Origin of the sequence: Streptomyces sp. NPDC049970 (genome assembly GCF_040660235.1) — a bacterium.
In the GTDB taxonomy this organism is placed as follows: Bacteria; Actinomycetota; Actinomycetes; order Streptomycetales; family Streptomycetaceae; genus Streptomyces.
Genome location: NZ_JBFALP010000005.1, coordinates 215,052 through 240,811 on the forward strand (window position 1 = coordinate 215,052; position 25,760 = coordinate 240,811).

Below are 25,760 nucleotides of genomic sequence, written 5' to 3' on the forward strand. Positions count from 1 at the left end.
GCCACGGATCCCCCTGTATCTAGGCTGGCCCCATGCCTGACGTACGCAACCCCGGCCCCGAGTACCTCGCCTTCTGGCGGGAGCGCCACGTGTGCACCCTGACCACCCTTCGCCCGGACGGCACGCCGCACGTGGTGCCGGTCGGCGTGACGTACGACCCGGAGACGCGGCTCGCCCGCGTCATCACCGGCGGGAACACCAGGAAGGCCGCCCACGTCCTGGCCGCGGGCCCGGAGGGGGCACGGGTCGCGGTCTGCCAGATGCAGGGGCGCCGCTGGGCGACCCTGGAGGGCGTCGCGGTGGTGCGCACGGACCGCGAGCACGTCGAGGACGCGGAACGGCGCTACGCGGAGCGCTACGGGCGCACCCCGAGGGAGAACCCGGAGCGCGTCGTCATCGAGATCGCCGTCGACCGCGCCCTCGGAAAAGGCTGAACGAACCGAGCGGTTGATTCAGCAATTCGATTCCGGACAGCACAACGGCGCCATCGTGTTCAGGTCACGATGACGCCGTTGTGTGGGGGAAGTGCCAGAACGATTTGTAACGACGGGGGAATCGTTCAGGCACTGCGGGGGGTGGCGGAAATGGTTTCTGGTTCGAACAGCTCATGGTCCCGCTGGTCGAGGTTCACGAAAATCATGCCGTACCTCACGGCACAGCGAACAGGCTGCGGCGCTCCGCGGGGCCGGCGGAGACAGCGGTAGGCGCGGATTTCCTCATCCGTCTCCATCACGACGACGACCGGCTCTCCGAACAGGGTGACCATCAACGAATCGCCCGGGCGGGTGAGCGCCGTGAGCAGATCGATGAAGTGCCACCCTGAGCGATACGCCGTGGCCATCTCCCGCCGGAAGGTGCGGTCGTCCGGAGGGGTGGTCATGCGCCTGCTGCGCCTGTCGGCGCACTCCAGCTGATCTCGCCCGAGGCAGCCGTGGGCGTGACCCAGCTGATCTCGTCCGAGGCGGCCGCCTGTACCGACCAGCTGATCTCGCCAGAGGCTGTCGTGGGCATACCCCAGCTGATCTCACCGGGCGCGGCAGCCTGTACCGACCAGCTGATCTCGCCCGCCCCCGCCGCCTGCTCCGACCAGCTGATCTCGCCGGGCCCGGATGCGCTGCCGGCCACGCCGAACGCCAGGGCCGCGACAAAAGCCGTAGCAAGCACCAAGCGAAGCTTTCGCATATCCATAGTCGGCTTCGTCCTCACTTGTGGATTCCTCTCCCCCGCATCCACGACGATGTCTCACCTGGGCCCCACAACGCCACCGGGACGATGCATCATGTTCCTGCATGTTCAGGAACATGGGGGGTGGAGATATGGCCACAATCAACACAAGAGGGACACATCCTCACGGAGTCACCGATCTGTGCGAGGAGGGAAAGCGTCTTTACGCCAGTGCCCTGCGCTCCGGCCGGATCGCCCGCGCGGAGGTCGGCCCCGCCCCCTGCCTGATGGACTTCGCACTCCTGCACCCCGATCCGGACGACACGACCTGGCTCCGGCCGGTCCCCCCGTCCGCGGCGCTCGCCCAGCGCCTGCACCCCATAGAGCGGGAGATCAAGGAACGCAGGCGGCGCTCCGTCGAGCTGGCGGAGTCCTTCGAGCCGTTCATGGACATCAGCGCCCAGGACCCGCCGACCACCCACGCCATCACGGTGCTCGAGGGCGGCAACAGGATCAACGCGGCACTCGATCTCGCCACCGCCGAGTGCCGCACGGAGGTGCTCACCGTCCAGCCGGGCGGAGACAGGGGCGAGGACCGCCTCAGCGAGGGGCTGGAACGCGCCCTGTCGGTGGTGGACCGCGGTGTCAGCATGCGCACGCTGTACCAGCACACCGTCCGGCACAGCCAGGGGACACTCGCCTACGCGGCGAGGCTGGCCAACAACAGGGTGGAGATCCGCACCCTGGAGGAACTCATCGAGCGGCTCCTCGTCTTCGACCGGACCGTGGCCTTCATACCCGCCCAGAACGACGACCAGGTCGCCCTCGAACTCCGCCACCCCGGGCTCGTCAACTACCTGGTGAAGGTCTTCGAGCAGCTGTGGAGCCGCGCCTCACCCCTGCTCGGAGAGGTCCAGTACGACCCACCGACCAGCGGCATCAGCGGAGTTCAGCGTTCCATAGCGCAACTCCTCGTCGAAGGACACGTGGACGACTCGATCGCCCGCCGCCTCGGCATGAACGTCCGCACCTGCCGGGCCCATGTCGCGAAGCTGTCCGCCACCCTCGGCAGCACGAGCCGCGCCCAACTCGGCTATCTCATAGCGCGGTCGGGGATCCTCGACCAGGACTCCTGACCGTGCGCCGCCCGGACCGTCCCCGGGCGGACGGGCACGGCGGCGCGGGCAGGGGAATGGCGCGGTAACGCCCCTGAGGCGCCCGGAGAGTTCCCCGATCCCCCGGCACCACCACACTCCCCCCGCGGCCAGGAGTGCGCCACGGTCATCTTGTTGCACTGCATGAAGTGAGGGGTCGTCAAATCATCATCGAAGGTGCCGAACCGGCGCATTCGCACGGTCCGAGGGAACTGTGCGCCACCGGCCTGCGGCTCTACGAGGAGGCGGTGGTCGCCGGACGCATTCCCCGCGCCGGCCTCGCGGCAGCCCCCTGCCTGATCGACATGGGCCTCGTCCGGCCCGAGCCGGGTGACGCCGGGTGGATGCGCCCGGTCCCCCCGTCCGCCGCACTGGCGCACCTGCTTCAGCCGCTCACCCGCGAACTGGACGAGCGCATACAGCTGGCGGCAGCGCTCAGCCGTTCGCTCACTCCCCTGGCCTCGGTCGCCAGCGCCGACCCCGACCTGGCGATCACCGTGCTGGAAGGGAGACCGGCGATCGAGGCGGCCCTCACGGAGGAGACGGCAGTCGTCAACGAACAGGTCCTCACGGCCCAGCCGGGCAGCGACCGCCCCCGGAACGGGATGGAGCGGGGAATCGCCAACGCCAGGACGGCGATAGGACGCGGGGCCAGGCTCCGGCACATCTACCAGCACCCGGCGCGCTACACCACGACCGTCCGGGACTACGTCGACCAGATCTCCCCCGAACACCTCCAGGTCCGCACCACCGAGCAGACCGTGGAGCGCCTGATCATCTTCGACCGGACCGTCGCGTTCATCCCCGCGGCGCCCGACCGCCGAACTGCCCTGCGCATACGGCACCCCGCCCTCGTCGCCTACCTCATCCAGGTCTACGAGGTGCTCTGGGCCCAGGCGACCCCCTTCGCGCAGCAACTGCCCACGGCCGCCCCCGGTGCCCAGGTGACGGCCGTGCAGCAGAGCATCGCCCGGCTGCTCGGCGAGGGCCACGTCGACGACGTGGTGGCCCGGAAGCTCGGGATCAGCGTCCGCACCTGCCGCTCGCACATCGCCAAGCTCATGCAGGCCCTGGGCGCCACCAGCCGTACACACCTCGGGGTCCTCATCACCCGGTCGGGCATCGTGGACACCGCGACCACGCGGGAGGGGCCCGCCCCGGAGTCGTGAGACCCACGGGCGGGCCCCTCCCGGGCCGGCTCAGTCCTTCGGCCGCTTGGGCCGCCAGACGACCAGCGCGCTGGTCTGCTGCACATCCTGGTACGGCACCAGGTCACGCCGGTAGGAGGCGTGCACCTGGGCCTCGCGCTGCTGCATGGCCACGGCCGCGCCGTCCACCGCGGCCGAGAGCTCGGCGACGCGCTGCTGGAGCGCGGCGACCTGGTTCTCCAGCTCGATGATGCGCTTGATGCCCGCCAGGTTGATGCCCTCGTCCTGCGACAACTGCTGCACGGTACGCAGCAGCTCGATGTCACGGGCCGAGTAACGCCGCCCGCGTCCGGCCGTGCGGTCGGGCGAGACCAGGCCGAGGCGGTCGTACTGGCGCAGCGTCTGCGGGTGCAGGCCCGAGAGCTGGGCCGCGATCGAGATCACGTACACCGGTGATTCGTCGGTCAGCTGGTACGGATTACGTCGACGGCCGTCCACCTCAAGCTCCCTTCGCAGCCTGGAACAGCTCCGCCCGCGGGTCCTCCCCCGCGGTCGCCTTCCGGTACGCCTCCAGGGCGTCCTGCGCCTCCGTGCCGAGGTCTGCGGGCACGGACACCTCGACGGTGACCAGGAGGTCCCCGCGGGTGCCGTCCTTGCGCACCGCACCCTTGCCACGGGCCCGCATGGTACGCCCGTTCGGCGTGCCGGCCGGGAGTTTCAGCGTGACCGGCGGCCCGCCGAGCGTGGGCACCTTCACCTCGCCGCCGAGCGCCGCCTCCGGGAAGGTGACGGGCACGGTGACCGTGAGGTTGTCGCCCTTGCGGCCGAACACCGGGTGGGCGTCGACGTGGACGACGACGTACAGGTCGCCGGCCGGGCCGCCGCGCTCGCCCGGGCTGCCCTTGCCGCGCAACCGGATCCGCTGGCCGTCCAGCACGCCCGCGGGGATGCGGACCTGCATCGTGTGAGCGGACTTGGCCCGGCCGCTGCCCTTGCAGACCTCGCAGGGGTCCTGGGCGATGAGGCCCCGGCCCTTGCAGTCCACACAGGGGTCGGTGAGCGAGAACCCGCCACCGGTGCCGCGTGACACCTGGCCGGTGCCGACACAGGTCGGGCAGACCCTCGGGGTGCCGTTCTTGTCACCGGTGCCCGAACAGGCCTTGCAGGGAGCCTGGCTGGACATCCGCAACGGGACCGTGGCCCCGTCGACCGCCTCGGTGAAGCTCAGCGTCACCTCGGACTCGATGTCCTGGCCCCGGCGCGGCTGGACACGCGTGCCGCCGCCGCCCCGGTTGAACAGTCCGCCGAAGACGTCGCCCAGACCGCCGCCGGCGCCACCGCCGAACCCGCCCGCGCCGCCACCGGCCTGCCCGCCGCCGGGGGCGCCTCCGAAGAGGTCGCCCAGGTCGAAGTTGAAGTTGCCGCCCGCACCGCCCGGGCCGGCCCTGAAGCCTCCGTTGCCGAAGAGGGCGCGCGCCTCGTCGTACTCCTTGCGCTTCTTGGGGTCACCGAGGACGTCGTTCGCCTCGGAGATCTGCTTGAAGCGCTCCTCCGCCTTGGCGTCACCTTTGTTGGCGTCCGGGTGGTACTCGCGGGCGAGCTTCCGGTACGCCTTCTTCACCTCGGCGTCGGTGGCGTCCTTGGGGACGCCGAGGACCTTGTAGTAGTCCTTCTCGACGAAGTCCTTCGTGCTCATCGACGTCCCTCCTTCCGGACGATCGGCCGTGCGGCCGGCCCAACGGCCGGCCGCACGCCCCGTCGGTGTTCACCGCAGTGGTCGGACGGAATGTCAGACCTCTTCGGTGCCACCGCTCTCCTCGTCGTCTGCCTTCTCTTCCTTCGCCGCGGCGGGCGTGGCGCCCGGCTGCGGTTCGGCCACGGCCACCCGCGCGGGGCGGATGGTGCGCTCCCCGATGCGGTACCCGGGCTGCAGGATCGCCACGCAGGTCGTCTCGGTGACGTCCGGTGCGTAGCTGTGCATCAGGGCCTCGTGGATCGTCGGGTCGAAGGGCTCGCCCTCCTTGCCGAACTGCTGGAGTCCCAGCTTCGCGACGACCGTCTCCAGGGATTCGGCCACCGACTTGAAGCCACCGACGAGCTCGCCGTGCTCACGGGCCCGGCCTACGTCGTCGAGGACGGGCAGGAGGTCGGACAGAAGGCCCGCGACCGCGACCTCCTTGACCTGCACCCGGTCCCGCTCGACGCGGCGGCGGTAGTTCTGGTACTCGGCCTGGAGCCGCTGGAGGTCGCCCGTGCGCTCGCTGAGCGCGGTACGGACCTGGTCCAGCTGAGCCGTCAGTGCCGCTGTCTGCTGTACGTCCCCGGCCGGGGCCGCCTCCTCCTCCTCGGAGGGGGCGGCGGCCTTGGGCTCGACGTCTTCGGAGTCGGCGTCGGAGGGGACGTCGGGCTTCTCGTCGAAGCCCGGAGTCTCCTCGGTCACGCCGCACCGCCCTTGGTGTCCTTCTCGTCGTCCACGATCTCGGCGTCGACGACGTCGTCGTCGGCCTTGGCCTGGCCGTCGCCCGGTGCGTCGGCGCCCGGCGCCGCGCCCTCGGACTGGGCGTTGGCGTACATCGCCTGGCCCAGCTTCTGGGAGACGGCCGCGACCTTCTCGGTGGCGGTACGGATCTCGGCGGTGTCCTCGCCCTTGAGCTTCTCCTTCAGCTCGGTGAGCGCGGCCTCCACCTCCGTCTTCACGTCGCCGGGGACCTTGTCCTCGTTGTCCTTGAGGAACTTCTCCGTCTGGTAGACGAGCTGCTCGCCCTGGTTGCGGGACTCGGCGGCCTCACGACGACGGTGGTCCTCGTCGGCGTACTGCTCGGCCTCCTCGCGCATCCGGTTGACCTCGTCCTTCGGCAGCGAGGAGCCACCGGTGACGGTCATCTTCTGCTCCTTGCCGGTGCCGAGGTCCTTGGCCGCGACGTGCATGATGCCGTTGGCGTCGATGTCGAAGGCGACCTCGATCTGCGGCACGCCGCGCGGGGCCGGCGGCAGACCGGTGAGCTCGAACATCCCGAGCTTCTTGTTGTACGCCGCGATCTCGCGCTCGCCCTGGTAGACCTGGATCTGCACGGACGGCTGGTTGTCCTCGGCCGTCGTGAAGATCTCGGAACGCTTGGTCGGGATCGTGGTGTTGCGCTCGATGAGCTTGGTCATGATCCCTCCCTTGGTCTCGATACCGAGGGACAGCGGGGTCACGTCGAGGAGCAGGACGTCCTTGACCTCGCCCTTGAGGACACCGGCCTGGAGCGAGGCGCCGATGGCGACGACCTCGTCCGGGTTCACGCCCTTGTTGGCGTCCTGGCCGCCCGTGAGCTCCTTGACGAGCTCGGCGACGGCCGGCATACGGGTCGAGCCACCGACGAGAACGACGTGGTCGATCTCGGAGAGCTGGATGCCCGCGTCCTTGATGACGTTGTGGAACGGGTTCTTGCAGCGGTCCAGGAGGTCCGCGGTCAGCTGCTGGAACTGCGAGCGCGTGAGCTTCTCGTCCAGGTGCAGCGGGCCCTCGGCGGACGCCGTGATGTAGGGCAGGTTGATCGTGGTCTCGGTCGAGGACGAGAGCTCGATCTTCGCCTTCTCCGCGGCCTCACGGAGACGCTGGAGAGCCATCTTGTCCTTGGACAGGTCCACGCCGTGCCCGTTGGCGAACTGCTTCACCAGGTGATCGACGACCCGCTGGTCCCAGTCGTCACCACCGAGGTGGTTGTCACCGTTGGTGGCCTTCACCTCGACGACGCCGTCGCCGATCTCCAGGAGGGACACGTCGAAGGTGCCGCCACCGAGGTCGAAGACGAGGATCGTCTGGTCGTCCTTGTCGAGGCCGTACGCCAGCGCGGCTGCGGTCGGCTCGTTGACGATGCGCAGGACGTTCAGGCCCGCGATCTCGCCGGCCTCCTTCGTGGCCTGGCGCTCGGAGTCGTTGAAGTACGCCGGGACGGTGATGACCGCGTCGGCCACCTTCTCGCCCAGGTACGCCTCGGCGTCACGCTTCAGCTTCTGCAGGATGAAGGCGCTCATCTGCTGCGGGTTGAAGTTCTTGCCGTCGAGCTCGATCTTCCAGTCAGTGCCCATGTGGCGCTTGACCGAACGGATCGTCCTGTCGACGTTGGTGACCGCCTGGCGCTTGGCGACCTCGCCGACAAGCACCTCGCCGTTCTTCGCGAAGGCGACGACGGACGGCGTGGTCCTGGCGCCTTCGGCGTTGGTGATGACGGTGGGCTCGCCGCCTTCGAGAACGCTGACGACGGAGTTAGTCGTGCCCAGGTCGATGCCGACCGCACGTGCCATTTCAATTCCTCCAACTGACTACTTGAGTGGATCTGACTCAAGGATGCACGACTCCCACCCCGGAGTCAAAGGACCTGAGCCACTTACGCTCAACTTATGTGCTCACACCGACCGTGAGCTGGCATTTTCTGGAGATCCGCTACGCCAGGAACCGTCCGGCACGACCCGCACCCGCGAGCGTTCCCCGGTGGAGCCGCGACACTCGGGACGCGTCGCACGACACACACCCCTGCCACCATCGCACCGTGGGATCGTTCTGTCACAAAATGCGGCGAGACGGTCATAACGGCACGCCATCGATCCCGGGCAGGTGCAATGCGGAACGCGAAGCAGACTGCGGCACGAAGAACCGCGAGGTGGAGCCCGGCACGCCGGACGCGGCACCTCTCCACCACGGCACCGGCCCGCGCGGCGCGGCACGCCGCCGACCGCGGCACTGCCGCCCTGGCGGCCATGACCGCCAAGCGGACGCTGGACCTGCTGCTCGGATCGGCCCTGCTGATCCTGGTGGCACCGGCACTCGCCGTCGCCGCCGCGGCCCTGGCCGTGGGGCCGCCTGGCGGCCTCGGCGGCGCACTCAGGCGGGAGACCCGGATCGGCCTGGGCGGCCGCCCCTTCGAGCTGCGCTCGCTGCGCACCCGCCGGCTCCGCCTCGACCTGCTGTCCCGGCTGCCGCACGTCGTACGGGGACAGCTCTCCCTGGTGGGCCCCGCACCCCTGACCCCGGAGGAGGCGGCGCTCCTCGGGCCCGCGGCCGGGCGCTGGCGAGAGAGCCTGCGGCCCGGCCTGACCGGGCTGGCCCAGGTGCGCTCCCGCTCCGGAATGCCCTGGGACGAACCCGCCCTCCTGGACGCGCACTACACAGAGCATCATGGGACGGGGCTCGACCTGGCGATCCTGACGCAATCCGCACACATCACCCTGCGGGCGGCACTGAGCGGACTCCGCCTGCCGGGGAAGGCTCACCTGAGCGACACAGATCACCGCCTGCCCGGCTACAGCGTGGCGGAATAAGTGAGTAGTGTCAGCACAGACTGATTAAGTTACTGCTTAGTAATCGCTTGTACGCGCTGGATCCCACCCTCGCAGGCCCGAGGAGCCCCACATGCAACTCGCCGCGATCATCGTGTCGCTGGTGCTGACCGTAGTCGGCGTTGCGCTCATCGCCCGAGCCGTCGCGCAGATCTACCGGTTCGTCCGCCTCGGACAGCCGGTACCGGCAGGCAGCCGCACCGACAACCCCAAGCAGCGCACGATCACCCTGGTCAAGGAGTTCCTCGGCCACACCCGGATGAACCGGTGGGGGATCGTCGGCTTCGCGCACTGGTTCGTCGCCATCGGCTTCCTGACCCTGCCGCCGACGCTGCTCCAGGCGTACGGACAGCTCTTCCAGGCCGACTGGGTGCTGCCGATCGTCGGCAGCTGGCTGCCGTTCGAGCTGTACATCGAGTTCATCGGCATCATGACCGTGCTCGGCATCGTCACGCTGATGGCGATCCGGCTGCTGAACCTGCCCTCCCGCGCCGGCCGAAAGTCCCGCTTCGCCGGATCGAAGGCCTGGCAGGCGTACTTCGTCGAGTACGTCATCCTCGTCATCGGCCTGGCGATCCTGACCCTGCGCGGTCTCGAGGGCGCGATCCACCACGTCGGGGGCTACGAGGCCGCGTACTTCGTCTCGTACCCGCTCGTGCTCGCGTTCAAGGGCCTCGCGCTCGGCACGCTCCAGAACCTCATCTACTTCACCGCGATGGTGAAGATCGGCGTCTCGCTGATCTGGATGATCACGGTCTCGCTCAACACCAACATGGGTGTCGCCTGGCACCGTTTCCTCGGCTTCCCGAACATCTGGTTCAAGCGGAACGCCGACGGCGCGGTCGCGCTCGGCGCGCTCCAGCCGATGACCAGCGGCGGCAAGGAGATCGACTGGGAGGACCCGGGCGAGGACGACACCTTCGGCGTCTCCCAGGTCGAGCAGTTCTCCTGGAAGGGCATCCTCGACTTCTCCACGTGCACCGAGTGCGGTCGCTGCCAGTCGCAGTGCCCCGCCTGGAACACGGGCAAGCCGCTCTCGCCGAAGCTCCTGATCATGTCCCTGCGCGACCACGCGCACGCCAAGGCGCCGTACCTGCTGGCAGGCGGCGGCAAGGACATGGAGGGCAACGAGAAGGCCACCGAGGAGCAGCTCAAGGACGTCCCCGCGGCCGCCCTCGCGGAGGCCGAGCGCCCCCTGATCGGTACCCTCGAGGAGAACGGCGTCATCGACCCGGACGTCCTCTGGTCGTGCACCACGTGCGGTGCGTGCGTCGAGCAGTGCCCGGTCGACATCGAGCACATCGACCACATCGTCGACATGCGCCGCTACCAGGTGATGATCGAGTCCGCGTTCCCGTCCGAGGCGGGCACGATGCTCAAGAACCTGGAGAAGAAGGGCAACCCCTGGGGGCTCGCCAAGAAGCAGCGCGTCGAGTGGACCAAGGAGGTCGACTTCGAGGTCCCGATCGTCGGCAAGGACGTCGAGGACCTCAGCGAGATCGACTACCTGTACTGGGTCGGCTGCGCGGGCGCCCTGGAGGACCGGGCCAAGAAGACCACCAAGGCCTTCGCCGAACTGCTGCACATCGCGGGCGTCAAGTTCGCGATCATGGGCGGCGACGAGAAGTGCACCGGTGACTCCGCCCGCCGCCTCGGCAACGAGCCGCTGTTCCAGCAGCTCGGCCAGGAGAACGTCGCGATGCTGAACATGGCGTTCGGCGAGGATGACGACGACGACTCGACCAAGAAGGCCAAGGCGACGAAGAAGATCGTCGCGACCTGCCCGCACTGCTTCAACACCATCGCGAACGAGTACCCGCAGCTCGGCGGCGAGTACGAGGTCATCCACCACACCCAGCTGCTCCAGCACCTGGTGGACGAGGGCAAGCTCATCCCGGTGACCCCCGTCGAGGGTCTGATCACGTACCACGACCCCTGCTACCTGGGCCGTCACAACAAGATCTACACGCCCCCGCGCGAGATCATCGCGAAGGTGCCGGGCCTGCGGAACGAGGAGATGCACCGCCACAAGGAGCGCGGCTTCTGCTGCGGCGCCGGTGGTGCCCGGATGTGGATGGAGGAGCGGATCGGCAAGCGCGTCAACAACGAGCGCGTCGACGAGGCCCTCTCGCTCAACCCGGACATCGTCTCGACGGCCTGCCCGTTCTGCCTCGTCATGCTGACCGACTCGGTCAACGGCAAGAAGAACGACGGCCAGGCGAAGGAGTCGATCCAGGTGGTCGACGTCTCGCAGCTGCTCCTGGAGTCGGTGAAGACACCCGCCGACCCGGTGGACGACGCGGAGACCGCCGACCAGCCGGAGCCGGAACCGGTGCAGTAGCGCTCTCCCGCCGCACGGAAGCGGCCGGACCTGCCTCGGGGGCAGGACCGGCCGCTTCCGTGTGTGCGGGGGTGGTGCCGGGTGTGCGCAGGTGGTGCGGACCCCCCGGAGTTCCCTCAGGGGATGTCACAGCTAGGCCGCAAAGGCACCCCTGTTCCCCCGGCTCCCGCCCCGCACCCGCACGGACCAGGTACGTTCGATGTGTGGCTGGATTCAGGATCGGACGCGGCCGGGACAACCGCACACCGCAACAACACCCGCAGCAGCAACAGCCGTACGGCGCGCAGACACCACCGCCGCCCTACGGCCGGCAGTCGTGGCCCCCGGCAGGAGGCGACGGCGGAGCACCGCGCGGCGGCCCCCAGGGCGCCCCGTACGGCGGCGGGCACGGCGGCAACGGACACGGGGGTGGTCAGGGGCACGGAGGCGGCAACCGGCAGGGCGGCGGGCACGGGCAGGGAGGCGGCAACGGCGAACCCGAGTACTTCGGCGACCCGTACCAGCAGCCCCCGCAGCACGACCCGTACGCCAACGCGCCCGGACACACCCAGGCGTTCAGCATCGACGACCCGTACGGCGACGGGAACACCTACCAGGCCGACGACCATGCCCCCGCGCAGCCCTCGGGCCCGCGGCTGCACTGGAAGCAGCTGCTGAGCGGCATCGTGCTGCGCCCCGGGCCGACGTTCTGGCAGATGCGCGACCACGCCGTCTGGGGCACCGCGATCGTCGTCACGTTCGTCTACGGCCTGCTCGCGCTCTTCGGCTTCGACCAGGCCCGCGACGAGGCGATCCACGCGGAGGTCTCCACGGCCGCCCCGTACGTCATCTTCACCGGCATCGGCTTCGTCGTCGGTGGTCTGGTCCTCGGCGCGGTCACGCACACGCTGGCCCGACAGCTCGGTGGCACGGGCTCCTGGCAGCCGACCGTCGGCCTGTCGATGCTGATCATGTCGATCACGGACGCACCACGCCTGGTCTTCGCCCTGTTCCTCGGCGGCGAGAACTCCCTGGTGCAGATCCTCGGCTGGATCACCTGGCTGGCCGCCGGAGCGCTCCTCACCTCCATGGTCAGCAAGTCGCACGACCTGCCCTGGCCGAAGGCGCTGGGCGCCTCCGCGATCCAGCTGATCGCGCTGCTCTCGATCATCAAGCTGGGCACGATCTGACGACCGCACGAAAGCACGGAAGAGGGGCTCCCGGTGCCTGGCACCGGGAGCCCCTTCCGTTCTCTGTCCTCAGGGCTGCCTAGGAATCGAGAACCTGCCCGTCACGACGCACGACGGGCTTCTCCACACTCCACGGGAAGTTGATCCACTGATCGGTCTTCTTCCACACGTATTCGCACTTCACGAGAGAGTGCGGCTTCTCGTAGACGACCGCGCTGCGCACCTCCGCGACATGGTCGACACAGAAATCACGGACCAGCTTCAGCGTCTTGCCCGTGTCCGCGACGTCGTCGGCGATCAGAACCTTCTTCCGCGTGAAGTCGATGGCGTTCGGAACGGGCGCCAGCATGACGGGCATTTCCAGGGTGGTGCCCACGCCGGTGTAGAACTCGACGTTCACGAGATGAATGTTCTTGCAGTCCAGCGCGTATGCCAGGCCACCCGCGACGAACACTCCGCCCCGCGCGATGCTCAGCACCACATCCGGCTCGAAACCGTCGTCGGCAACCGCCTGGGCCAGCTCGCGCACGGCCCGCCCGAAGGCCTCGTACGTCAGGTTCTCCCGCATCTCACCAGCCATGCCGCATCACACCTGAGTCCGATGGAAGTTCATGAAGGAACGCGAGGCGGTCGGCCCCCGCTGCCCCTGGTAACGCGATCCGTAACGCTCGGACCCGTACGGGAATTCGGAGGACGAGGTCAGTCGGAACATGCACAGCTGCCCGATCTTCATTCCCGGCCAGAGCTTTATCGGAAGCGTCGCCAGATTCGAGAGCTCCAGCGTCACGTGCCCCGAGAAACCGGGATCGATGAAGCCGGCTGTCGAATGAGTCACCAGCCCGAGACGCCCGAGCGAGCTCTTGCCCTCCAGCCGCGAAGCCAGATCGTCGGGCAGCGAGATGACCTCGTACGTCGAGGCCAGGACGAACTCCCCGGGGTGGAGGATGAACGCGTCGTCGCCGTCGGGCTCGACCTGACGGGTCAGGTCCACCTGCTCGACCGCTGGATCGATATGCGGATAGCGGTGGTTCTCGAACACCCGGAAGTAACGGTCAAGCCGTACGTCGATGCTCGAGGGCTGCACCATCGAAGCGTCGAACGGATCAATGCGAACCCGCCCGGCATCGATCTCGGCCCGGAGGTCCTTATCTGAGAGAAGCACCCACCGAGGATACGCAGAACGCGCGAGCCGACCCCAACCGGACCGCCCCGCGCGCCTGTCCCACCTCTGTCCGCCTCGCTACCGCCGCTCGAACACCACAGGAACGGCCTGCCTCAACCGCGCGCAGCGTGGGCAGCGAATGAGCCGCCCCGGCCCGATCCGGTCGGACCCGAGCTGCTGCATCGGGAACGACGAGGTGGCGAAAACGTGCCCTGCGGCACAGCGGACGACGGTGCGCTCCATCGGATCCATCAAGTCCCTTCCCCAACAAACCTTGGACGAGAACGCCACATTAGGGGATGAACAGGACGCCACTCCAGGCGGCACTCCGACCACCCACGCTACGCCCCCAACTCCCGCCACCCACAGCCGCATCCACACTCCGGAAGAACACACAGACCCCGCGGCGAAGACGCCGGGGGCCTGGAATGGGGTACAGTGTGGGCGATGCGCTGCCGATCATCGGTGCGCCTCGCGGGTGTAGTTTAATGGTAGAACATGAGCTTCCCAAGCTCAGAGCGCGAGTTCGATTCTCGTCACCCGCTCCACGAAAGCCTCAGGCCAGCGGCCGGGGGCTTTTTTGTTGCCACAAGCCCGATCAGGCACCCCGCGCCCAGCTCTGCACCCAATGCGCCTGCTGGCTTCCTCCAGCCGCCGCACCCCACGGGCACATATGTCAACTATGATAGTTGCTATATGCTTCAGCACATGGAGACGAAGACGTACACAACCATCGACCTGCGCAAGGGGATGGGCGAGATCCTGGACCGGACCCGGATCGCCGGCGAGGCCGCCGCCATCACCCGCAAGGGAAAGACGGTCGCCTACCTGGTGCCGGCCGAGTGGTTCGAGCAGATGGCCCACGGGCACCAGTCACACGAGGACCGACGCGAGGCGGCCTGACCCACCCTCCACACCAAGGAGCACGAACCATGCCCGCCCACGCACTCCACTTCGATGGGTACGAGGGGGAACCCCTGCGGTTGCCACCCATGCCCGAACACACGCCCCAAGCACTTCGGTTGGCGATTCAGGAACACACTCCGCACCTCCTCCCGGACTTTGAGGCGCACTGGAAGCGCGTCATCGGCGACGCCTTCAACATCACGCCCGTGCCCGCCTTCATGCGCCTGTGGTGGACGCAGTACGCCATCGCCCGGAATCCCGTCCTCGACTCGCACCTTCGCGACCTCGAAACGCGCGCCGCCAAGTCCGAGGACCCCGAGGAGTCCCTCCGGCTTCTGGAGGAGTACAGCCGCCTCCGGCACGAAGCCGCTGAGAGGAAGCCCGGAGAGTGATCGACGAACCACTCCGGCCGCCTTGGCAAATGGACTGGACGAAGCAGGCGCAGCACGACTTCCAGAACATGCCCGCCGAAGGCAGTGACCTGATCATGAGTGCCCGTGCGGAACTGATCACGGCCGAGGACCCGTACTTCCGGGGGATCGACGCCGATGCCTCGCTCCCGCACTGGATGACCGTCCGGCCTCTGGCCTCTACAAGCCCCGGCGGCCCCCACATCGTGGACCTGGCCGGCGGACGCGGCTGGCTCATCTACACCTTCATGCGGCGCCACGCCGATCCCCAGATCGTCGTCACCGAAGCCTTCTGGGCCTGACGTCTGCGCCACTGGAGCGTCTGCAGCACAGGTGGCTCCCGTTCCGTTTTCCGTCACCCACTCCAGCACAGAACCTCAGACTGATGCCCCACAGTCGACGTGCCCCATCCGTGCCCAGCAGAGCGGACAACAGCAGTCAGATACGGCTCCCAGAGACCGGGAGCCATCCACCTGCCCGATCCGAATTCGCAGGTCAGAGCCCCTCCAACAGCGTAAGAACCGTTGATTCCCAAGCTCAGAGCGCGAGTTCGATTCTCGTCACCCGCTCCATGAAAAAGCCCCAGGCCAACGGCCGGGGGCTTTTCTGTCGTCTGGACCAACTCAAGGCTCTCGCACCAGATCCGCACCACTCCAACAGCCACTGGCCTAACCGATGGCTCAGGCGGTGACCGTCAGGCCCCTCGTCCAGAGCTCTTCAGCATGCTCGACGAACCGGTCAAACATCCCGCTCTCACCTTGGCGTCGAAGGTGGAGTAATGGTGAGTCGTGTCCGACGAGCTCGCCAGGTGCGGCGTCACCATCAGCCGCTGATCGAATCGGAACACTGACAGGGATACGTGCTTCGCCGCACCCTCGTGCCTACTGAAACGCGACTCCAAACAACCGGCAGCCCTCAGATGGTTCAGGCGCTCCATGGTGATGCGGATGCGCGTGGAGACGCTGAGAGCGACATTCTGGACCGCCTGGGAGGAGGCAGCAGTCCAACTGTGAGCCTTCCGCGAACGTCAAGACCACCTTCAAGGCGAGAGGCGATGTCGGTCAACTACAGGGCTGCTCGCACTCCGCTGCTTTATGGGGTGGCCCGTATGACTCGGCCGGCTTCGCCCTTGACCCTTCTTAGGGCGATATCATAGGCCCAGGCGTAAGTGGAAACCTTTTTATCGATGGAGAAGTGCCGCCCCGTTGCCCCGTCCAGGACGCGATGGAACTCATCCATCAGATCCGACCAAGCCACCGATTCAAAATCGCCCCCTGTCCAACCATAGAGGGATTTCAACTCCTCCTTTACGTCCGAGAAAAATGACAAAGGTTCGCGGGTTTCCTTTCCGATCCGGACGTTATGGCTCCGCAGGAACTTCTTCACTTCCTCCGGTGCGTCTACCCATTTGTCAGGACTGTCCCTCAGTTCTGCATAGTCGACCCAAGCCCAGAAGCTCTCCGCATCAGCCACGTCCGGAGCCTCGGCGTGATGACCCGGGCAAAGCAGCGCAAAGTTCCTGACATCCATGGAGCCTCCCAGCGCACTGGGGACGACGTGTGCACGCTCTACGGGCTTCCGCCAACAGACGAGGCAGGCAGCCTCGTCCAGGCCAAGATATTCAGCGATTGCCCGGACAGATGGAGCCGTCTTCCGAACAGTCGGTTCCTTCTCGCGAGGTTGAATCGCCAGCGATCTGGCATCATAACCATAGTTACTACCATCATCCGGATGCGTAATCTGCAGAATATGAGGGAGATCATTGCGTTGCTTACGCGGGTTCCGCACGCACATGAGGGGAGTGCTAATCTCTGTGAGATAGTCCCCCAAGTATCCGAGTGCGAAATCTTTAATCAATTCAAAGGCATCATGATCGTATCCGCCAGCCTCATTCCTATGGCCTTGGACATCAATATAGAGAAATCGGGGGGCACCCGGCGAGACTTTCTCCGCTTGCTTAACGCACTCGAAGATACGAAGAGCACTTCGCTCAAAATTCTCATACACCTTCATATCATGGTAAATCGCGACCCCTTTTTGTGCCTTCTTCTTTCGCGTCTGCTGCCGCGTCTTCCTCGCCATGCTGCCCCCTATACCTCACCGTTCCGACAGGGAGCATGGCAGACCGCACTGACATCCAGAGGCCGAATTTGACCATGCCGTGCCAGATGCGGTAGCGGCATGCAGCTGCATCGAACCAAAAGGCACTCGAAGCATGGGGCCACGACATCCCCGCCCATGAGCCCTTCTAGAGGAGCTGTGGAACTGGCAGCCCCATAGCGATGGCCGTGGCGATCTCGAACCGCTCTTCTGACCGATACGCACATGGCCCACGGGCGGGTACCCCCAGCGCCGGGAAGCCGTCCCTCCAGTCGCGGGACCTTGACCGGCACGGTCAGTGCCGCAAACTCAAGCGCTCTCGCGCATACTTCAGTATGCTCGACATATGTCCTCCACGACTCGCATCACCGTCACGCTCCCCAGCGATCAGGTGGCGGAGCTACGCAAGCTCACGGACAACGTCTCCGGCTATGTAGCGGAAGCCGTTGCCCGCCAGATCCGGCACCAGCTTCTGGGCGACGACCTCCGCCGCCACGAGGAAGAGCATGGAGGCTTCAGCGACGAGGAACTCGCCGAGGCCCGCGCGAGGATCTTCGGCTCCGCCGGCTCTTCCAAGGATGCGGACGCCGCGTGAGCGAGCGCATCGAAACCGTGGTCCTGGACTCGGAAGGACTCTCCGCCTGGATCGCGCAGGACCGCAAGGTCCTCGCGATGCTGCAGGTCTTCCACGACATGGGGGCCGACCTGGTGATCGGGGCGAACACCATCGTGGAAGTAACCCACTCCCGCACCAATATGCCTCGCCTTAACTGGACGCTGTCCCGCATCAAGGTGGAGCCGGTCACCGAGCAGGCGGCGAAAGCGGCAACGGAGCTGCTCAAAGGTGCCGGACTGCACGGGCACAAGTACGCCATCGACGCCACGGTCGCCGAGGTCGCGCTCCGCCAGCCGAAACCCGTCGCCTTGCTGACGTCTGACAGCGATGACATGACCAAGCTCTGCGGCAACCAAGTCCGCATCATCCCCCTCTGACCAGTCGGCCCGCCCGGAGTACGCGTCGCACTGCCAGCTCTCGTGCCCCATCCGTGCCCAGCAGAGCGGACAACAGCAGTCAGACACGGCTCCCAGAGACCGGGAGCCATCCACCTGCCCGATCCGAATTCGCAGGTCAGAGCCCCTCCAACAGCGTAAGAACCGTTGATTCCCAAGCTCAGAGCGCGAGTTCGATTCTCGTCACCCGCTCCATGAAAGCCCCAGGCCAGCGGCCGGGGGCTTCTTTGTATGCGGCACCTTGTCGCCGTCCGGTCGGCTTCTGTGGCCTCTCCCTGGATAATCGACGTATGGCATCACAGCCCAGCCTTTCCGATCTCCGCCGTGCCAAGTTCGCCCGGCGCGCGCCCGCAGCGCTCTCCGAGCTCGCCGGCCCCGAGCACGGCACAGTGAGCCTGCCACTCCACCTGGCGTGGTCGGGACTGACCACGTTCGACCTCGACCAGCCCCGTCTACGGATGAGCTACTACCGCATCGTCCTGGCCGAGGGTCAGCACGACGACCTGGTCCGGTACCTCAATCGCAGCCTCCTCGTCAGTCTGTGGCCCACCCTGCGCACGCTGATCAGCCGTGATGTCCGTGAGGTCTGGGAACGTTCCTTCGACGAGCTGGCTCACAGCACCCAGGCCGCTGCGTGAACCTCACCGGCCTGCACCGTCGCCTGCTTGCAGACGTACTCGCCGTAGGCGGTGCTTATCCTCTGGCGCTGACCGGTGGCTACGCGGTCCAGGCACACGGCCTGGTCGACCGGCTCAGCCAGGACCTCGACGTCGCGACCGAGAATCCCGAACGCATGGAGGATATTGCGACTGCCGTACGCATCGGCTTGGAGCAGCGCGGGTGGCAGGTCGGTGCTTTGGAAACAGACCCGCTGTCCGCGCGCCTGATCGTCACCGACCCTGCCAGCCATGAAGAGTGCGAGGTCGACATCCTCAAGGAAGCACTCTGGCGGCCACCCGTTCACACCGAGCACGGCTTGGTGTTGTCCCTCGAAGATGTCGTGGGCACGAAGGTCCGCGCCCTGGCCGACCGCGGACTCGCCAGGGACCTGATCGACGTGCAGGCCGCCACGAACCGCTGGAGCCACGTCGAACTCGAAGAGCTCGGACGGCGCCACGCCCGCGACTCCTTCGACCTGAACGAGCTTCAAGCCCGACTGGGCGGAGCCGACTGGATCGACGACACGGAATTCGCCGCCTACGGACTCGACGAGCAAACAATCGCCGGTCTGCGCCGGTGGGCACAGGCATGGGCCACCGACATCGGCGAACGACTCCACGAGTTGGAGACTCCGCACGAAGACTGATGGCCGCATGGATGCCGGACACGCTCAGCAAGATGCACGTCAGGCTACTCGGCCCCAGCGACCGTGCCCCATCCGTGCCCTTCGGAGCGGACAACAGGGGTCACGTGCGGCACCCAGAGACCACGCCGACCTCGCACCCCCCGGCCGAACGTGCAGGTCAGGTTCACTTCGGCTATCCAAGAACCGTTGATTCCCAAGCTCAGAGCGCGAGTTCGATTCTCGTCACCCGCTCTTCGACAAAGGCCCAGGTCGGCGACCTGGGCCTTTGTCGTTGTCTAGACGCGTTCAGGAACCGCGCACCGCCTCTGCCCCCCTGTCCCGTCCTTCTACTGGTCGCGCTGCTTTCGCGGGTAGCCCGTGGCATCCGGTCCAACCCGCCGGCAGCCTCCCGCTACCACTCGTGGTCCGAAGGCTGGTAGATCGGCGCGGCTCTCTCGTTCGACTACTCCCGGGTTACATCCGGTCGGGCCCGCGCTTCCGACACGTCGGCATCGGCCCACCGCCATGTGCCGCTCGCTCGGCGACTCCGGAGTGCCCCGAAGCGCGCTTCCAGGGACCCGCTCCGGTCGTAGCTGTGCCCCAGGTCAGAGCGCCGAGGTGTAGGCGGCGAAGAAAGGTGTCTTCACCGGCGCTCCGCCGGGGTCGAAGCACGCCACGTAGAGCCGGACGGAGCCACTGGTCCTGTCCCAGGGCCTGTACAGGCCGCAGTAGTCGGCGCTGTGTCCGTAAGCGGTGACGTGGGCGGTGTCCGACGGTACGGCCACCGACGGCATGGTGACCGTGAAGGGTGCTCCCGAGCCACCCAGACTGTTGGTGGCTCCGCTGGAGTTGTAGTTGGTCAGCGCGGGCAGCGACCCGTTGTACCAGAGATACCCGAAGGACTTCGGCGGAAAGGCCGGCCCGTGTACCGCTCGCAGATAGGAGTAGCTCAGAGTCCACTCGGTGTCGTACGGCTTGTTGGACGCGTCGTAGCAGGCAACGATCACGGTCTGCCCCGCCGTCCCCGGTGTCCAGTCGGACACCTTGCACCGCGCTCCCTGCCGCGGGTCGACCGCGGTGACCTGGAGATCGCCTGCGTAGCTGGGCAGCCCGAGAGAGGGCAGCCACGCCTTCCAGATGCCCGTCGAGCCCTTGCTCACCGCGTTGGCGGAGCCTGCGGAGTTGTACTGGGTGAGTACGGTGCCGCTGCTGTCCGAGTTCAGGTAGCCGTAAGAGCCGGAGGGCGTGGTGGGCAGGCCACTGCTGCTCGTGTAGAGAACCGTGAAGGTGGAGTTGTCCGGTGCCCCGCTGGGGAGGTAGCAGTTCACGTACACGTCCTGACCGGACCCCACGGTCTTCCAGTCGGCGATCTGACACCAGTGGGCAACGCTGTTCACCGCGGTGGCGTGGGCAATGCCACCCGGTCCGCCGATCAGCGGGAAGTGCACCACGTACGAACCGAGGCCGATCTGGTCGACCTTTACGGGATTGGCGGACGGTGAGACCCAACTGCCCCACTGGCGGGAGGGGTCGGGCGCGTAGCCCGCGGGTGGGGTCGCGTTGTCCAGGTACGCGAAGCCCCAGCGGTCGGGCACTGCGGCGTGGGCCGGGCCGGCTGCGGGAAGTACTGCGGCCAGAAGAGCGGCAACCATGCCCAGAACGAGCGTCACCGCCCGGACGGGTCTGCTCGGCAGATGTGAGGTGCGGACGTGCATGGGCGTGCCTCCTGTTGACGAGGTCGGTACTGCCTGCGCGATCCGGTGCTTGAGTGCGATTGCCCGACACGTTCCGCGGGCCTGGGCGCAGCCCTCCTGCGGCACTTCCGAACGGCAGGGCGTGCGCCCCTACGGCGTGCCGTGGGTTCGAAATTCGATTCTCACTGTCCCAGAAGTACGGCCCGCCAGAAGGCTGCCGGTCAGCCGATTCGGTGCTCGCCTCACCTGCCGCTGGGGCACGGGGGCTCACTCTGTTCGCTTGGTGCGCAGCGCAAACCACTGGTTACGGCCGCTGTCATGCCGACTGCTCTTCCTCCTTGTCCCTCCCACCTCAACTGCCTCTGTACACACCGCAGCAGGGCCTGTCCGGAACTCACCCGTGTCCGGTCGACACCTCCACCACAAACGCCGCCGCCGCACGCTCTCGCACCGAGCCGGGCGTCTCCCTGGCCTGGTCCCGACATCGAACGCGGCGCCCCACATCGATACCCACCGCCCCGGCTTCCCGGCATCGACACACCCCCCGACGACGCCTCGACCTGGATCCGTGGCAGCCTCAGCACCGCCACCGGTCGTGCCCCATCCGTGCCCAGCCGAACGGACGACAGCGATGGACAAGGGCACCGTGGGACCGCACCGGGAGTGCCTCCAGAGTGGCGTATTCGCAGGTCAGACGCTATTCGGCCACCGTAAGCACAAGCACCGGTCATGCCCGAGCCCAGCTCGCGAGTTCGATTCTCGTCACCCGCTCCACTGAAAAGCCCCGGGTCGGCGGATTCCAGCGGCCGGGGGCTTCTTTGTGTCCGCCGGGCCATGTCCGCGCCGGACGCCCTGGCCACCGGCCCCGACCCCGACCCCGACCGTACGGGTGCCCGTCCGTTACGCGGCATCATGCAAGCATGATCACCGTTCACCTGAAGTACGAGATCGACGCCGATAAGCTTGAGGATTTCGAGGAGTACGGTCGCCGCTGGGTCCGGCTCGTCAACCGGTTCGGCGGGACGCACCACGGCTACTTCCTGCCGAGTGAGGGCGACAGCGACATCGCCTTCGCCTTGTTCTCCTTCCCCAGTCTGGCCGCGTACGAGCAGTACCGCTCGGACAGCATGTCCGACTCGGAGTGTCAGCAAGCGTTCGAACTGGCTCGAGAGACCCGCTGCATCAAGCGCTACGAGCGCCGGTTTCTCAGGCCTCTCGACGGCCTGTCCTAGGCCGCAGACCTCGCGGCCAGGGTTTCGCGGCCGGCTGCCCGGCGCGGACTCTCCGGCCCCGCCTCACCGTTGCGGCTCTGTGGTGAGGAAGTCGAGGACGAGCGGGCTTGCGAGGGTGCGGAACTCTTCGAAGTAGGCGTGCCGCGCCCCGGGGATCATGTGCAGTCGGGCTCCGGGGATGCGGTTGGCGAGCAGAGGGGCGTTGGCGGCGGGGTTGAGCAGGTCGTCGCTGCCGTGCACGACCAGAGTGGGGGCGCTGACGCCAGGCAGGAGGCGCCAGGCGTCGTGCTGGTTGCCGGCCGCCAGGTGGCGGCGCCGGGCGTGCGCCGGCATGTCCGGGTCGCCGAGTGTCCGGTAGGGGCCAGGGTGGGTCGCCAGCCAGGCCGGGGTGTACATCAGCTCAAGGAGGGCCTGCCGCGCCGCGCCCGGTTGCGGCTGGACCAGCGACCCGCGCGGAGCGGCTCGCGAGGCACCCGTTCCACGCCCCCGGGGTGCTGCCGGTCCCGGGCGGCCCCGCACCCCGCACCCCGCACCCCGCACCCCGCACCCCGCACCCCGCAGACAACCACGTTCCCTCAGCCCGACCGACAGCAGGCGGCAGCAGCCGCGATCGCTGACCGGCTGTCTCTGCCGGGCGTCCGCTGCGCCTTTCGCCGAATGCGCCGTGCCGTTCGGGTGACAACCGTTCGCGCCGCCCGTATCCGCCGCCCGCCGGGGTCCATACCTGACCCCATGGACAGGACTCTGCCGAGACGAACGGTGCGTATCGCAGTGCGAGGAGCGACTTTCGGATCCCTTCGGCATCGCGTTGTCGCAGGATGCTGTGCCCTGCTGCTCCTGGCACCGGCTTCGGCCGCGGCAGCCCAGGCGGCAGCGTCGCCCGACGACGGCGGTTCCGGCGGGCTCGATCCGCGGATCACGGAGATCATGCGCAAGCCCGACTACCCCAACGCCCGGTGGGGCCTGCTCCAGCAGGACCCGGACAGCGGGCGGGTCGTACACAGCCGGCTCGCCGAGCAGCTCTTCGTCCCGGGATCGGTGGCGAAGCTGTTCGGCACCTCCGGGGCGTGGAACGCCCTCGGCGGCGACCACCGTTTCAGGACGCCGGTCTACGCGGTGGGCGAGCGCCGCGGAAGCACGCTGGACGGCGACCTCGGCCTTGTCGCCCAGGGCGACCTCACCATGGGCGGCCGGACCCGCCCCGACGGCACGGTCGACTACACCGACCTCGACCACACGTATGCCAACGACTTCCCCGGCGCCACGCTCACCCCGCAGGACCCGCTCGCCGGGATCGACCGGATCGCACGGCAGGTGCGGCGTTCCGGCATCACCCGCGTCGAAGGGAACGTGATCGTCGACAACCGGCTGTTCCAGCCCGAGCCGGTCTTCGTCCCCGTGCCGACCCCGCTGATCATCAACGACAATCTCGTCGACCTGCTGACCACCCCCGGTGCCCGCACCGGTGCGCCCGCGCGACTGGACTGGCGGCCGAGGGTCGCCCCGTACCGCGTCACGTCGACCGTGCGGACGGTGGCGGCGGGTGAGCCGACCGACATCGAGGTGACGACCTCCGACAACGGCACCCGGATCCGTCTGTCCGGCACCATCGCGGCCGGCTCCGAACCGGCCCTGAAGGTGTCGCCCATCGCCGATCCGGCGGCCTTCGGACGCACCGCGCTGATCGAGGCGCTGGAGCGGGCCGGGGTGGAGGTGACCGCGAGTCCGACCGGTGCCAACCCGGTCGGCCGGCTCCCCGGCTCGTACGAGGGCCGACCGCGCGTGGCGCTGTACACCTCCCCGCCGTACGCCCAGTACGCCAAGCTCATCTTCAAGGTCAGCCACAACCTGGGCGGCAACCTCGCCGTCTGCCTGATGGCGGTCACGGCCGGCAGCAAGGACTGCATGGACGGCTTCCCGGTGCTGGCCGACTTCCTGGGCCGCGCGGGCGTCGACCGCGAGCAGGTCCAGCTCCTGGACGGCCGTGGCGGTAACCCCGTCGACCGGACCACACCCGAGGCGGTGGTGCAGTTGCTGACGTACTGGCATCACACCCCCGAGGCGGAGGCATTCCGGAATGCGCTGCCCGTCCTCGGCGTCGACGGTCTGCTGGCCGACAACTGCACCGACTGCCCCGCGCGCGGAAAGGTGTTCGCCAAGACCGGGGCGGCCGTCGGGCTGGACGCACTCAACAACCGTCTGGCCGTCGGCGCCATCACGATCGCCGGCTACCTGGACAGGGGCAACGGCCGCTTCGACGTCTTCTTCGCCGGCGTGAACGGCGCCTCCACCCCGACGACCGACGTCAACGGTGTGCTGGACATCGCCGACGACCTCGCCATGGTCTCCGCCTACCTGCAGGAGGCGGCGGCGCGGCGAGAGGACTGAGCGCCCTGCGTCGCCGCGGTGCCGCAGGTACTCCTGGCGTGGGGCCGGCCCCCGTCATCGGGGTGAACGCCGTCCTCGGAGCGTCTTCACGGGGTTCATGGGGCTGCCTCGGCACGCTCCCGCGCGGACACCTCCGAAACTCCGACGTCCGGAAAGCCGAGCCCGCGGGCCGGGAACAGCCGGTCCGGCCGGCACGGTTACACCGACCGGAAGACCGGCGCCGTACGGGCGGGGAACACGGAGACCGCAAGGTCGTCCGCCCCACCAGGATCCGGGCCCCAGGATCGCGTGCGCCCGCCGCGTGTTCGGACCAGGACGTAGTTCCGCAGGAGGACTGTTTCTCATGACTGACCGGCCCTTGACCCTCATGGCAGTGCACGCCCACCCCGACGACGAGGCCACCGGAACCGGAGGAGTCCTCGCACGGTACGCCGCGGAAGGCGTCCGCACGGTTCTCGTGACCTGTACCGACGGCGGTTGCGGTGACGGGAAGGACGGCGTCAAGCCGGGCGATCCCGGGCACGACCCGGCCGCAGTCGCCTCGATGCGACGTCAAGAACTCGAGGCGAGCTGTGACGTCCTCAAGATCAGCGATCTGGAGATGCTGGACTACGCCGACTCCGGAATGATGGGCTGGCCGAGCAACGACGCCCCCGGATCCTTCTGGCAGACCCCCGTCGAGGAAGGCGCGGCCCGACTCGCGCAACTCATCGGGCACTACCGACCCGATGTGGTCGTCACCTACGACGAGAACGGCTTCTACGGCCACCCCGACCACATCCAGGCAAACCGCATCACGATGGCGGCGCTGGAGCTGACCGATGTGGCACCGAAGGTGTACTGGACGACGATGCCCCGCTCGATGATGCAGCGGTTCGGGGAGACCATGCGCGAGCTCCAGGGGGACATGCCGGAGCCGGATCCCGCCGAGACCGCCGCGATGGCCGAGATCGGCCTTCCCGACGACGAGATCACCACATGGGTGGACACCGCCGCGTTCAGCGATCAGAAGTTCGATGCGCTGGCCGCGCACGCCAGTCAGGGCGAGAACATCTTCTTCCTCAAGATGGGCAAGGAGAGGTTCGGCGAGTTGATGGGCACGGAGACGTTCGTGCGCGTCAAGGACACCACCGGGGCGGCCGTACCCGAGAACGACCTCTTCGCCGGACTCCGCTGATCCGTCGACCCAAACCGTTCCGGGGTCGGCGCACCCGGTCCCGGGGTCGGCGCATCAGCCCCCACCGGACCCCCCGCTCCAACCGCATCCAGCAGAG

The 25,760-nt window shown here is 67.7% G+C and carries 26 protein-coding genes, 1 tRNA gene and 1 pseudogene; 17 read left to right on the forward strand and 11 right to left on the reverse strand.

Going from position 1 to position 25,760, the window contains the following annotated elements; genetic code table 11:
* The first annotated feature begins 32 nt into the window (after positions 1-32).
* Positions 33-434 carry a TIGR03618 family F420-dependent PPOX class oxidoreductase gene (locus AB0I83_RS12165; RefSeq protein ID WP_356842756.1) on the forward strand — a complete coding sequence of 134 codons (402 nt, stop codon included), beginning with the start codon at positions 33-35 and terminating at the stop codon, positions 432-434.
* Positions 435-559: 125 nt separating this feature from the next.
* On the opposite strand, the gene AB0I83_RS12170 is transcribed toward AB0I83_RS12165, so the two are convergent.
* Complete coding sequence (locus AB0I83_RS12170) at positions 560-880, reverse strand: (2Fe-2S)-binding protein (protein WP_356537460.1); 321 nt, start codon at positions 878-880, stop codon at positions 560-562.
* Positions 877-1,182, reverse strand: coding sequence for a 5'-nucleotidase (locus AB0I83_RS12175; RefSeq protein WP_356537458.1), 306 nt, complete (start codon positions 1,180-1,182; stop codon positions 877-879). The genes AB0I83_RS12170 and AB0I83_RS12175 overlap by 4 nt, the downstream gene beginning before the upstream one ends.
* A gap of 134 nt (positions 1,183-1,316) precedes the next feature.
* Between AB0I83_RS12175 and AB0I83_RS12180 the strand changes: the two genes are divergently transcribed.
* Positions 1,317-2,300, forward strand: coding sequence for a helix-turn-helix transcriptional regulator (locus AB0I83_RS12180; protein WP_356537456.1), 984 nt, complete (start codon positions 1,317-1,319; stop codon positions 2,298-2,300).
* Positions 2,301-2,482: 182 nt separating this feature from the next.
* On the forward strand, positions 2,483-3,487 hold the full coding sequence (locus tag AB0I83_RS12185; RefSeq protein ID WP_363304640.1) for a LuxR C-terminal-related transcriptional regulator: 1,005 nt from the start codon (positions 2,483-2,485) through the stop codon (positions 3,485-3,487).
* A 30-nt stretch (positions 3,488-3,517) separates the two neighbouring features.
* Here AB0I83_RS12185 and AB0I83_RS12190 read toward each other — a convergent pair whose 3' ends face one another.
* From AB0I83_RS12190 to dnaK, 4 genes are all read right to left on the reverse strand, one after another.
* Entirely contained in the window at positions 3,518-3,964 is a 447-nt protein-coding gene (locus tag AB0I83_RS12190; protein WP_014155378.1) for a helix-turn-helix domain-containing protein, read from the reverse strand.
* Between the two features lies 1 nt (position 3,965).
* Entirely contained in the window at positions 3,966-5,162 is a 1,197-nt protein-coding gene (gene dnaJ / locus AB0I83_RS12195) for a molecular chaperone DnaJ (RefSeq protein WP_356537452.1), read from the reverse strand.
* A 93-nt stretch (positions 5,163-5,255) separates the two neighbouring features.
* Complete coding sequence (gene grpE / locus AB0I83_RS12200; RefSeq protein WP_356535828.1) at positions 5,256-5,906, reverse strand: nucleotide exchange factor GrpE; 651 nt, start codon at positions 5,904-5,906, stop codon at positions 5,256-5,258.
* Entirely contained in the window at positions 5,903-7,756 is a 1,854-nt protein-coding gene (dnaK, locus tag AB0I83_RS12205; protein ID WP_356535827.1) for a molecular chaperone DnaK, read from the reverse strand. The genes grpE and dnaK overlap by 4 nt, the downstream gene beginning before the upstream one ends.
* A gap of 453 nt (positions 7,757-8,209) precedes the next feature.
* On the opposite strand from dnaK, the gene AB0I83_RS12210 reads away from it, so the two are divergent.
* The 3 genes from AB0I83_RS12210 (at position 8,210) to AB0I83_RS12220 (ending at position 12,298) form a co-directional block, all read left to right on the forward strand.
* The gene (locus AB0I83_RS12210) at positions 8,210-8,770 is read left to right on the forward strand and encodes a sugar transferase (RefSeq protein WP_363304511.1); all 561 of its coding nucleotides are present in this window, start codon (positions 8,210-8,212) and stop codon (positions 8,768-8,770) included.
* 91 nt (positions 8,771-8,861) lie between these two features.
* On the forward strand, positions 8,862-11,129 hold the full coding sequence (locus tag AB0I83_RS12215; protein ID WP_363304512.1) for a (Fe-S)-binding protein: 2,268 nt from the start codon (positions 8,862-8,864) through the stop codon (positions 11,127-11,129).
* A gap of 203 nt (positions 11,130-11,332) precedes the next feature.
* A complete protein-coding gene (locus AB0I83_RS12220; protein ID WP_356535824.1) occupies positions 11,333-12,298 on the forward strand; it encodes a Yip1 family protein in 966 nt (321 codons plus the stop codon).
* 79 nt (positions 12,299-12,377) lie between these two features.
* Here the strand turns inward: AB0I83_RS12220 and AB0I83_RS12225 are convergent, their stop codons facing one another.
* Positions 12,378-12,878, reverse strand: a complete 501-nt coding sequence (locus AB0I83_RS12225; RefSeq protein ID WP_363304513.1) for a phosphoribosyltransferase — start codon at positions 12,876-12,878, stop codon at positions 12,378-12,380.
* Positions 12,879-12,884: 6 nt separating this feature from the next.
* Positions 12,885-13,460 carry a dCTP deaminase gene (gene dcd / locus AB0I83_RS12230; RefSeq protein ID WP_356535822.1) on the reverse strand — a complete coding sequence of 192 codons (576 nt, stop codon included), beginning with the start codon at positions 13,458-13,460 and terminating at the stop codon, positions 12,885-12,887.
* Positions 13,461-13,934: 474 nt separating this feature from the next.
* Between dcd and AB0I83_RS12235 the strand changes: the two genes are divergently transcribed.
* The 4 genes from AB0I83_RS12235 to AB0I83_RS12250 all read left to right on the forward strand — a co-directional run bounded on the left by AB0I83_RS12235 (position 13,935) and on the right by AB0I83_RS12250 (position 15,078).
* Positions 13,935-14,008, forward strand: a tRNA-Gly gene (locus AB0I83_RS12235).
* Between the two features lie 160 nt (positions 14,009-14,168).
* On the forward strand, positions 14,169-14,363 hold the full coding sequence (locus AB0I83_RS12240) for a type II toxin-antitoxin system Phd/YefM family antitoxin (protein ID WP_031090675.1): 195 nt from the start codon (positions 14,169-14,171) through the stop codon (positions 14,361-14,363).
* A gap of 29 nt (positions 14,364-14,392) precedes the next feature.
* Entirely contained in the window at positions 14,393-14,758 is a 366-nt protein-coding gene (locus AB0I83_RS12245; protein ID WP_363304514.1) for a hypothetical protein, read from the forward strand.
* Between the two features lie 29 nt (positions 14,759-14,787).
* Entirely contained in the window at positions 14,788-15,078 is a 291-nt protein-coding gene (locus AB0I83_RS12250) for a hypothetical protein (protein WP_018960870.1), read from the forward strand.
* Between the two features lie 790 nt (positions 15,079-15,868).
* Here the strand turns inward: AB0I83_RS12250 and AB0I83_RS12255 are convergent.
* The gene (locus tag AB0I83_RS12255; protein WP_363304515.1) at positions 15,869-16,858 is read right to left on the reverse strand and encodes an HNH endonuclease; all 990 of its coding nucleotides are present in this window, start codon (positions 16,856-16,858) and stop codon (positions 15,869-15,871) included.
* Positions 16,859-17,222: 364 nt separating this feature from the next.
* Here AB0I83_RS12255 and AB0I83_RS12260 point away from each other — a divergent pair, with 364 nt between their 5' ends.
* From AB0I83_RS12260 to AB0I83_RS12275, 4 genes are all read left to right on the forward strand, one after another.
* Positions 17,223-17,471 carry a type II toxin-antitoxin system CcdA family antitoxin gene (locus tag AB0I83_RS12260; protein WP_073787485.1) on the forward strand — a complete coding sequence of 83 codons (249 nt, stop codon included), beginning with the start codon at positions 17,223-17,225 and terminating at the stop codon, positions 17,469-17,471.
* Complete coding sequence (locus tag AB0I83_RS12265) at positions 17,468-17,869, forward strand: DNA-binding protein (RefSeq protein ID WP_363304516.1); 402 nt, start codon at positions 17,468-17,470, stop codon at positions 17,867-17,869. Before AB0I83_RS12260 ends, AB0I83_RS12265 begins: the two co-directional genes overlap by 4 nt.
* 308 nt (positions 17,870-18,177) lie before the next feature.
* Complete coding sequence (locus tag AB0I83_RS12270; protein ID WP_356535814.1) at positions 18,178-18,525, forward strand: transcriptional regulator; 348 nt, start codon at positions 18,178-18,180, stop codon at positions 18,523-18,525.
* Complete coding sequence (locus tag AB0I83_RS12275; protein ID WP_363304517.1) at positions 18,522-19,193, forward strand: nucleotidyl transferase AbiEii/AbiGii toxin family protein; 672 nt, start codon at positions 18,522-18,524, stop codon at positions 19,191-19,193. Before AB0I83_RS12270 ends, AB0I83_RS12275 begins: the two co-directional genes overlap by 4 nt.
* Positions 19,194-19,777: 584 nt before the next feature.
* Here the strand turns inward: AB0I83_RS12275 and AB0I83_RS12280 are convergent.
* Positions 19,778-20,887, reverse strand: a complete 1,110-nt coding sequence (locus tag AB0I83_RS12280) for a hypothetical protein (protein WP_363304518.1) — start codon at positions 20,885-20,887, stop codon at positions 19,778-19,780.
* Positions 20,888-21,786: 899 nt separating this feature from the next.
* Between AB0I83_RS12280 and AB0I83_RS12285 the strand changes: the two genes are divergently transcribed.
* Positions 21,787-22,098, forward strand: a complete 312-nt coding sequence (locus AB0I83_RS12285; protein ID WP_356535809.1) for an NIPSNAP family protein — start codon at positions 21,787-21,789, stop codon at positions 22,096-22,098.
* Positions 22,099-22,161: 63 nt separating this feature from the next.
* Here the strand turns inward: AB0I83_RS12285 and AB0I83_RS12290 are convergent.
* Positions 22,162-22,545: pseudogene (locus AB0I83_RS12290) on the reverse strand (alpha/beta hydrolase); the annotation flags it as partial.
* Positions 22,546-22,830: 285 nt separating this feature from the next.
* On the opposite strand from AB0I83_RS12290, the gene dacB reads away from it, so the two are divergent.
* Both dacB and AB0I83_RS12300 read left to right on the forward strand, forming a co-directional pair.
* On the forward strand, positions 22,831-24,486 hold the full coding sequence (dacB, locus tag AB0I83_RS12295; protein ID WP_363304519.1) for a D-alanyl-D-alanine carboxypeptidase/D-alanyl-D-alanine-endopeptidase: 1,656 nt from the start codon (positions 22,831-22,833) through the stop codon (positions 24,484-24,486).
* Between the two features lie 343 nt (positions 24,487-24,829).
* Positions 24,830-25,663: a PIG-L family deacetylase gene (locus AB0I83_RS12300; RefSeq protein WP_363304520.1), complete on the forward strand. Its 834-nt coding sequence runs from the start codon at positions 24,830-24,832 to the stop codon at positions 25,661-25,663.
* Positions 25,664-25,760: the final 97 nt, after the last annotated feature.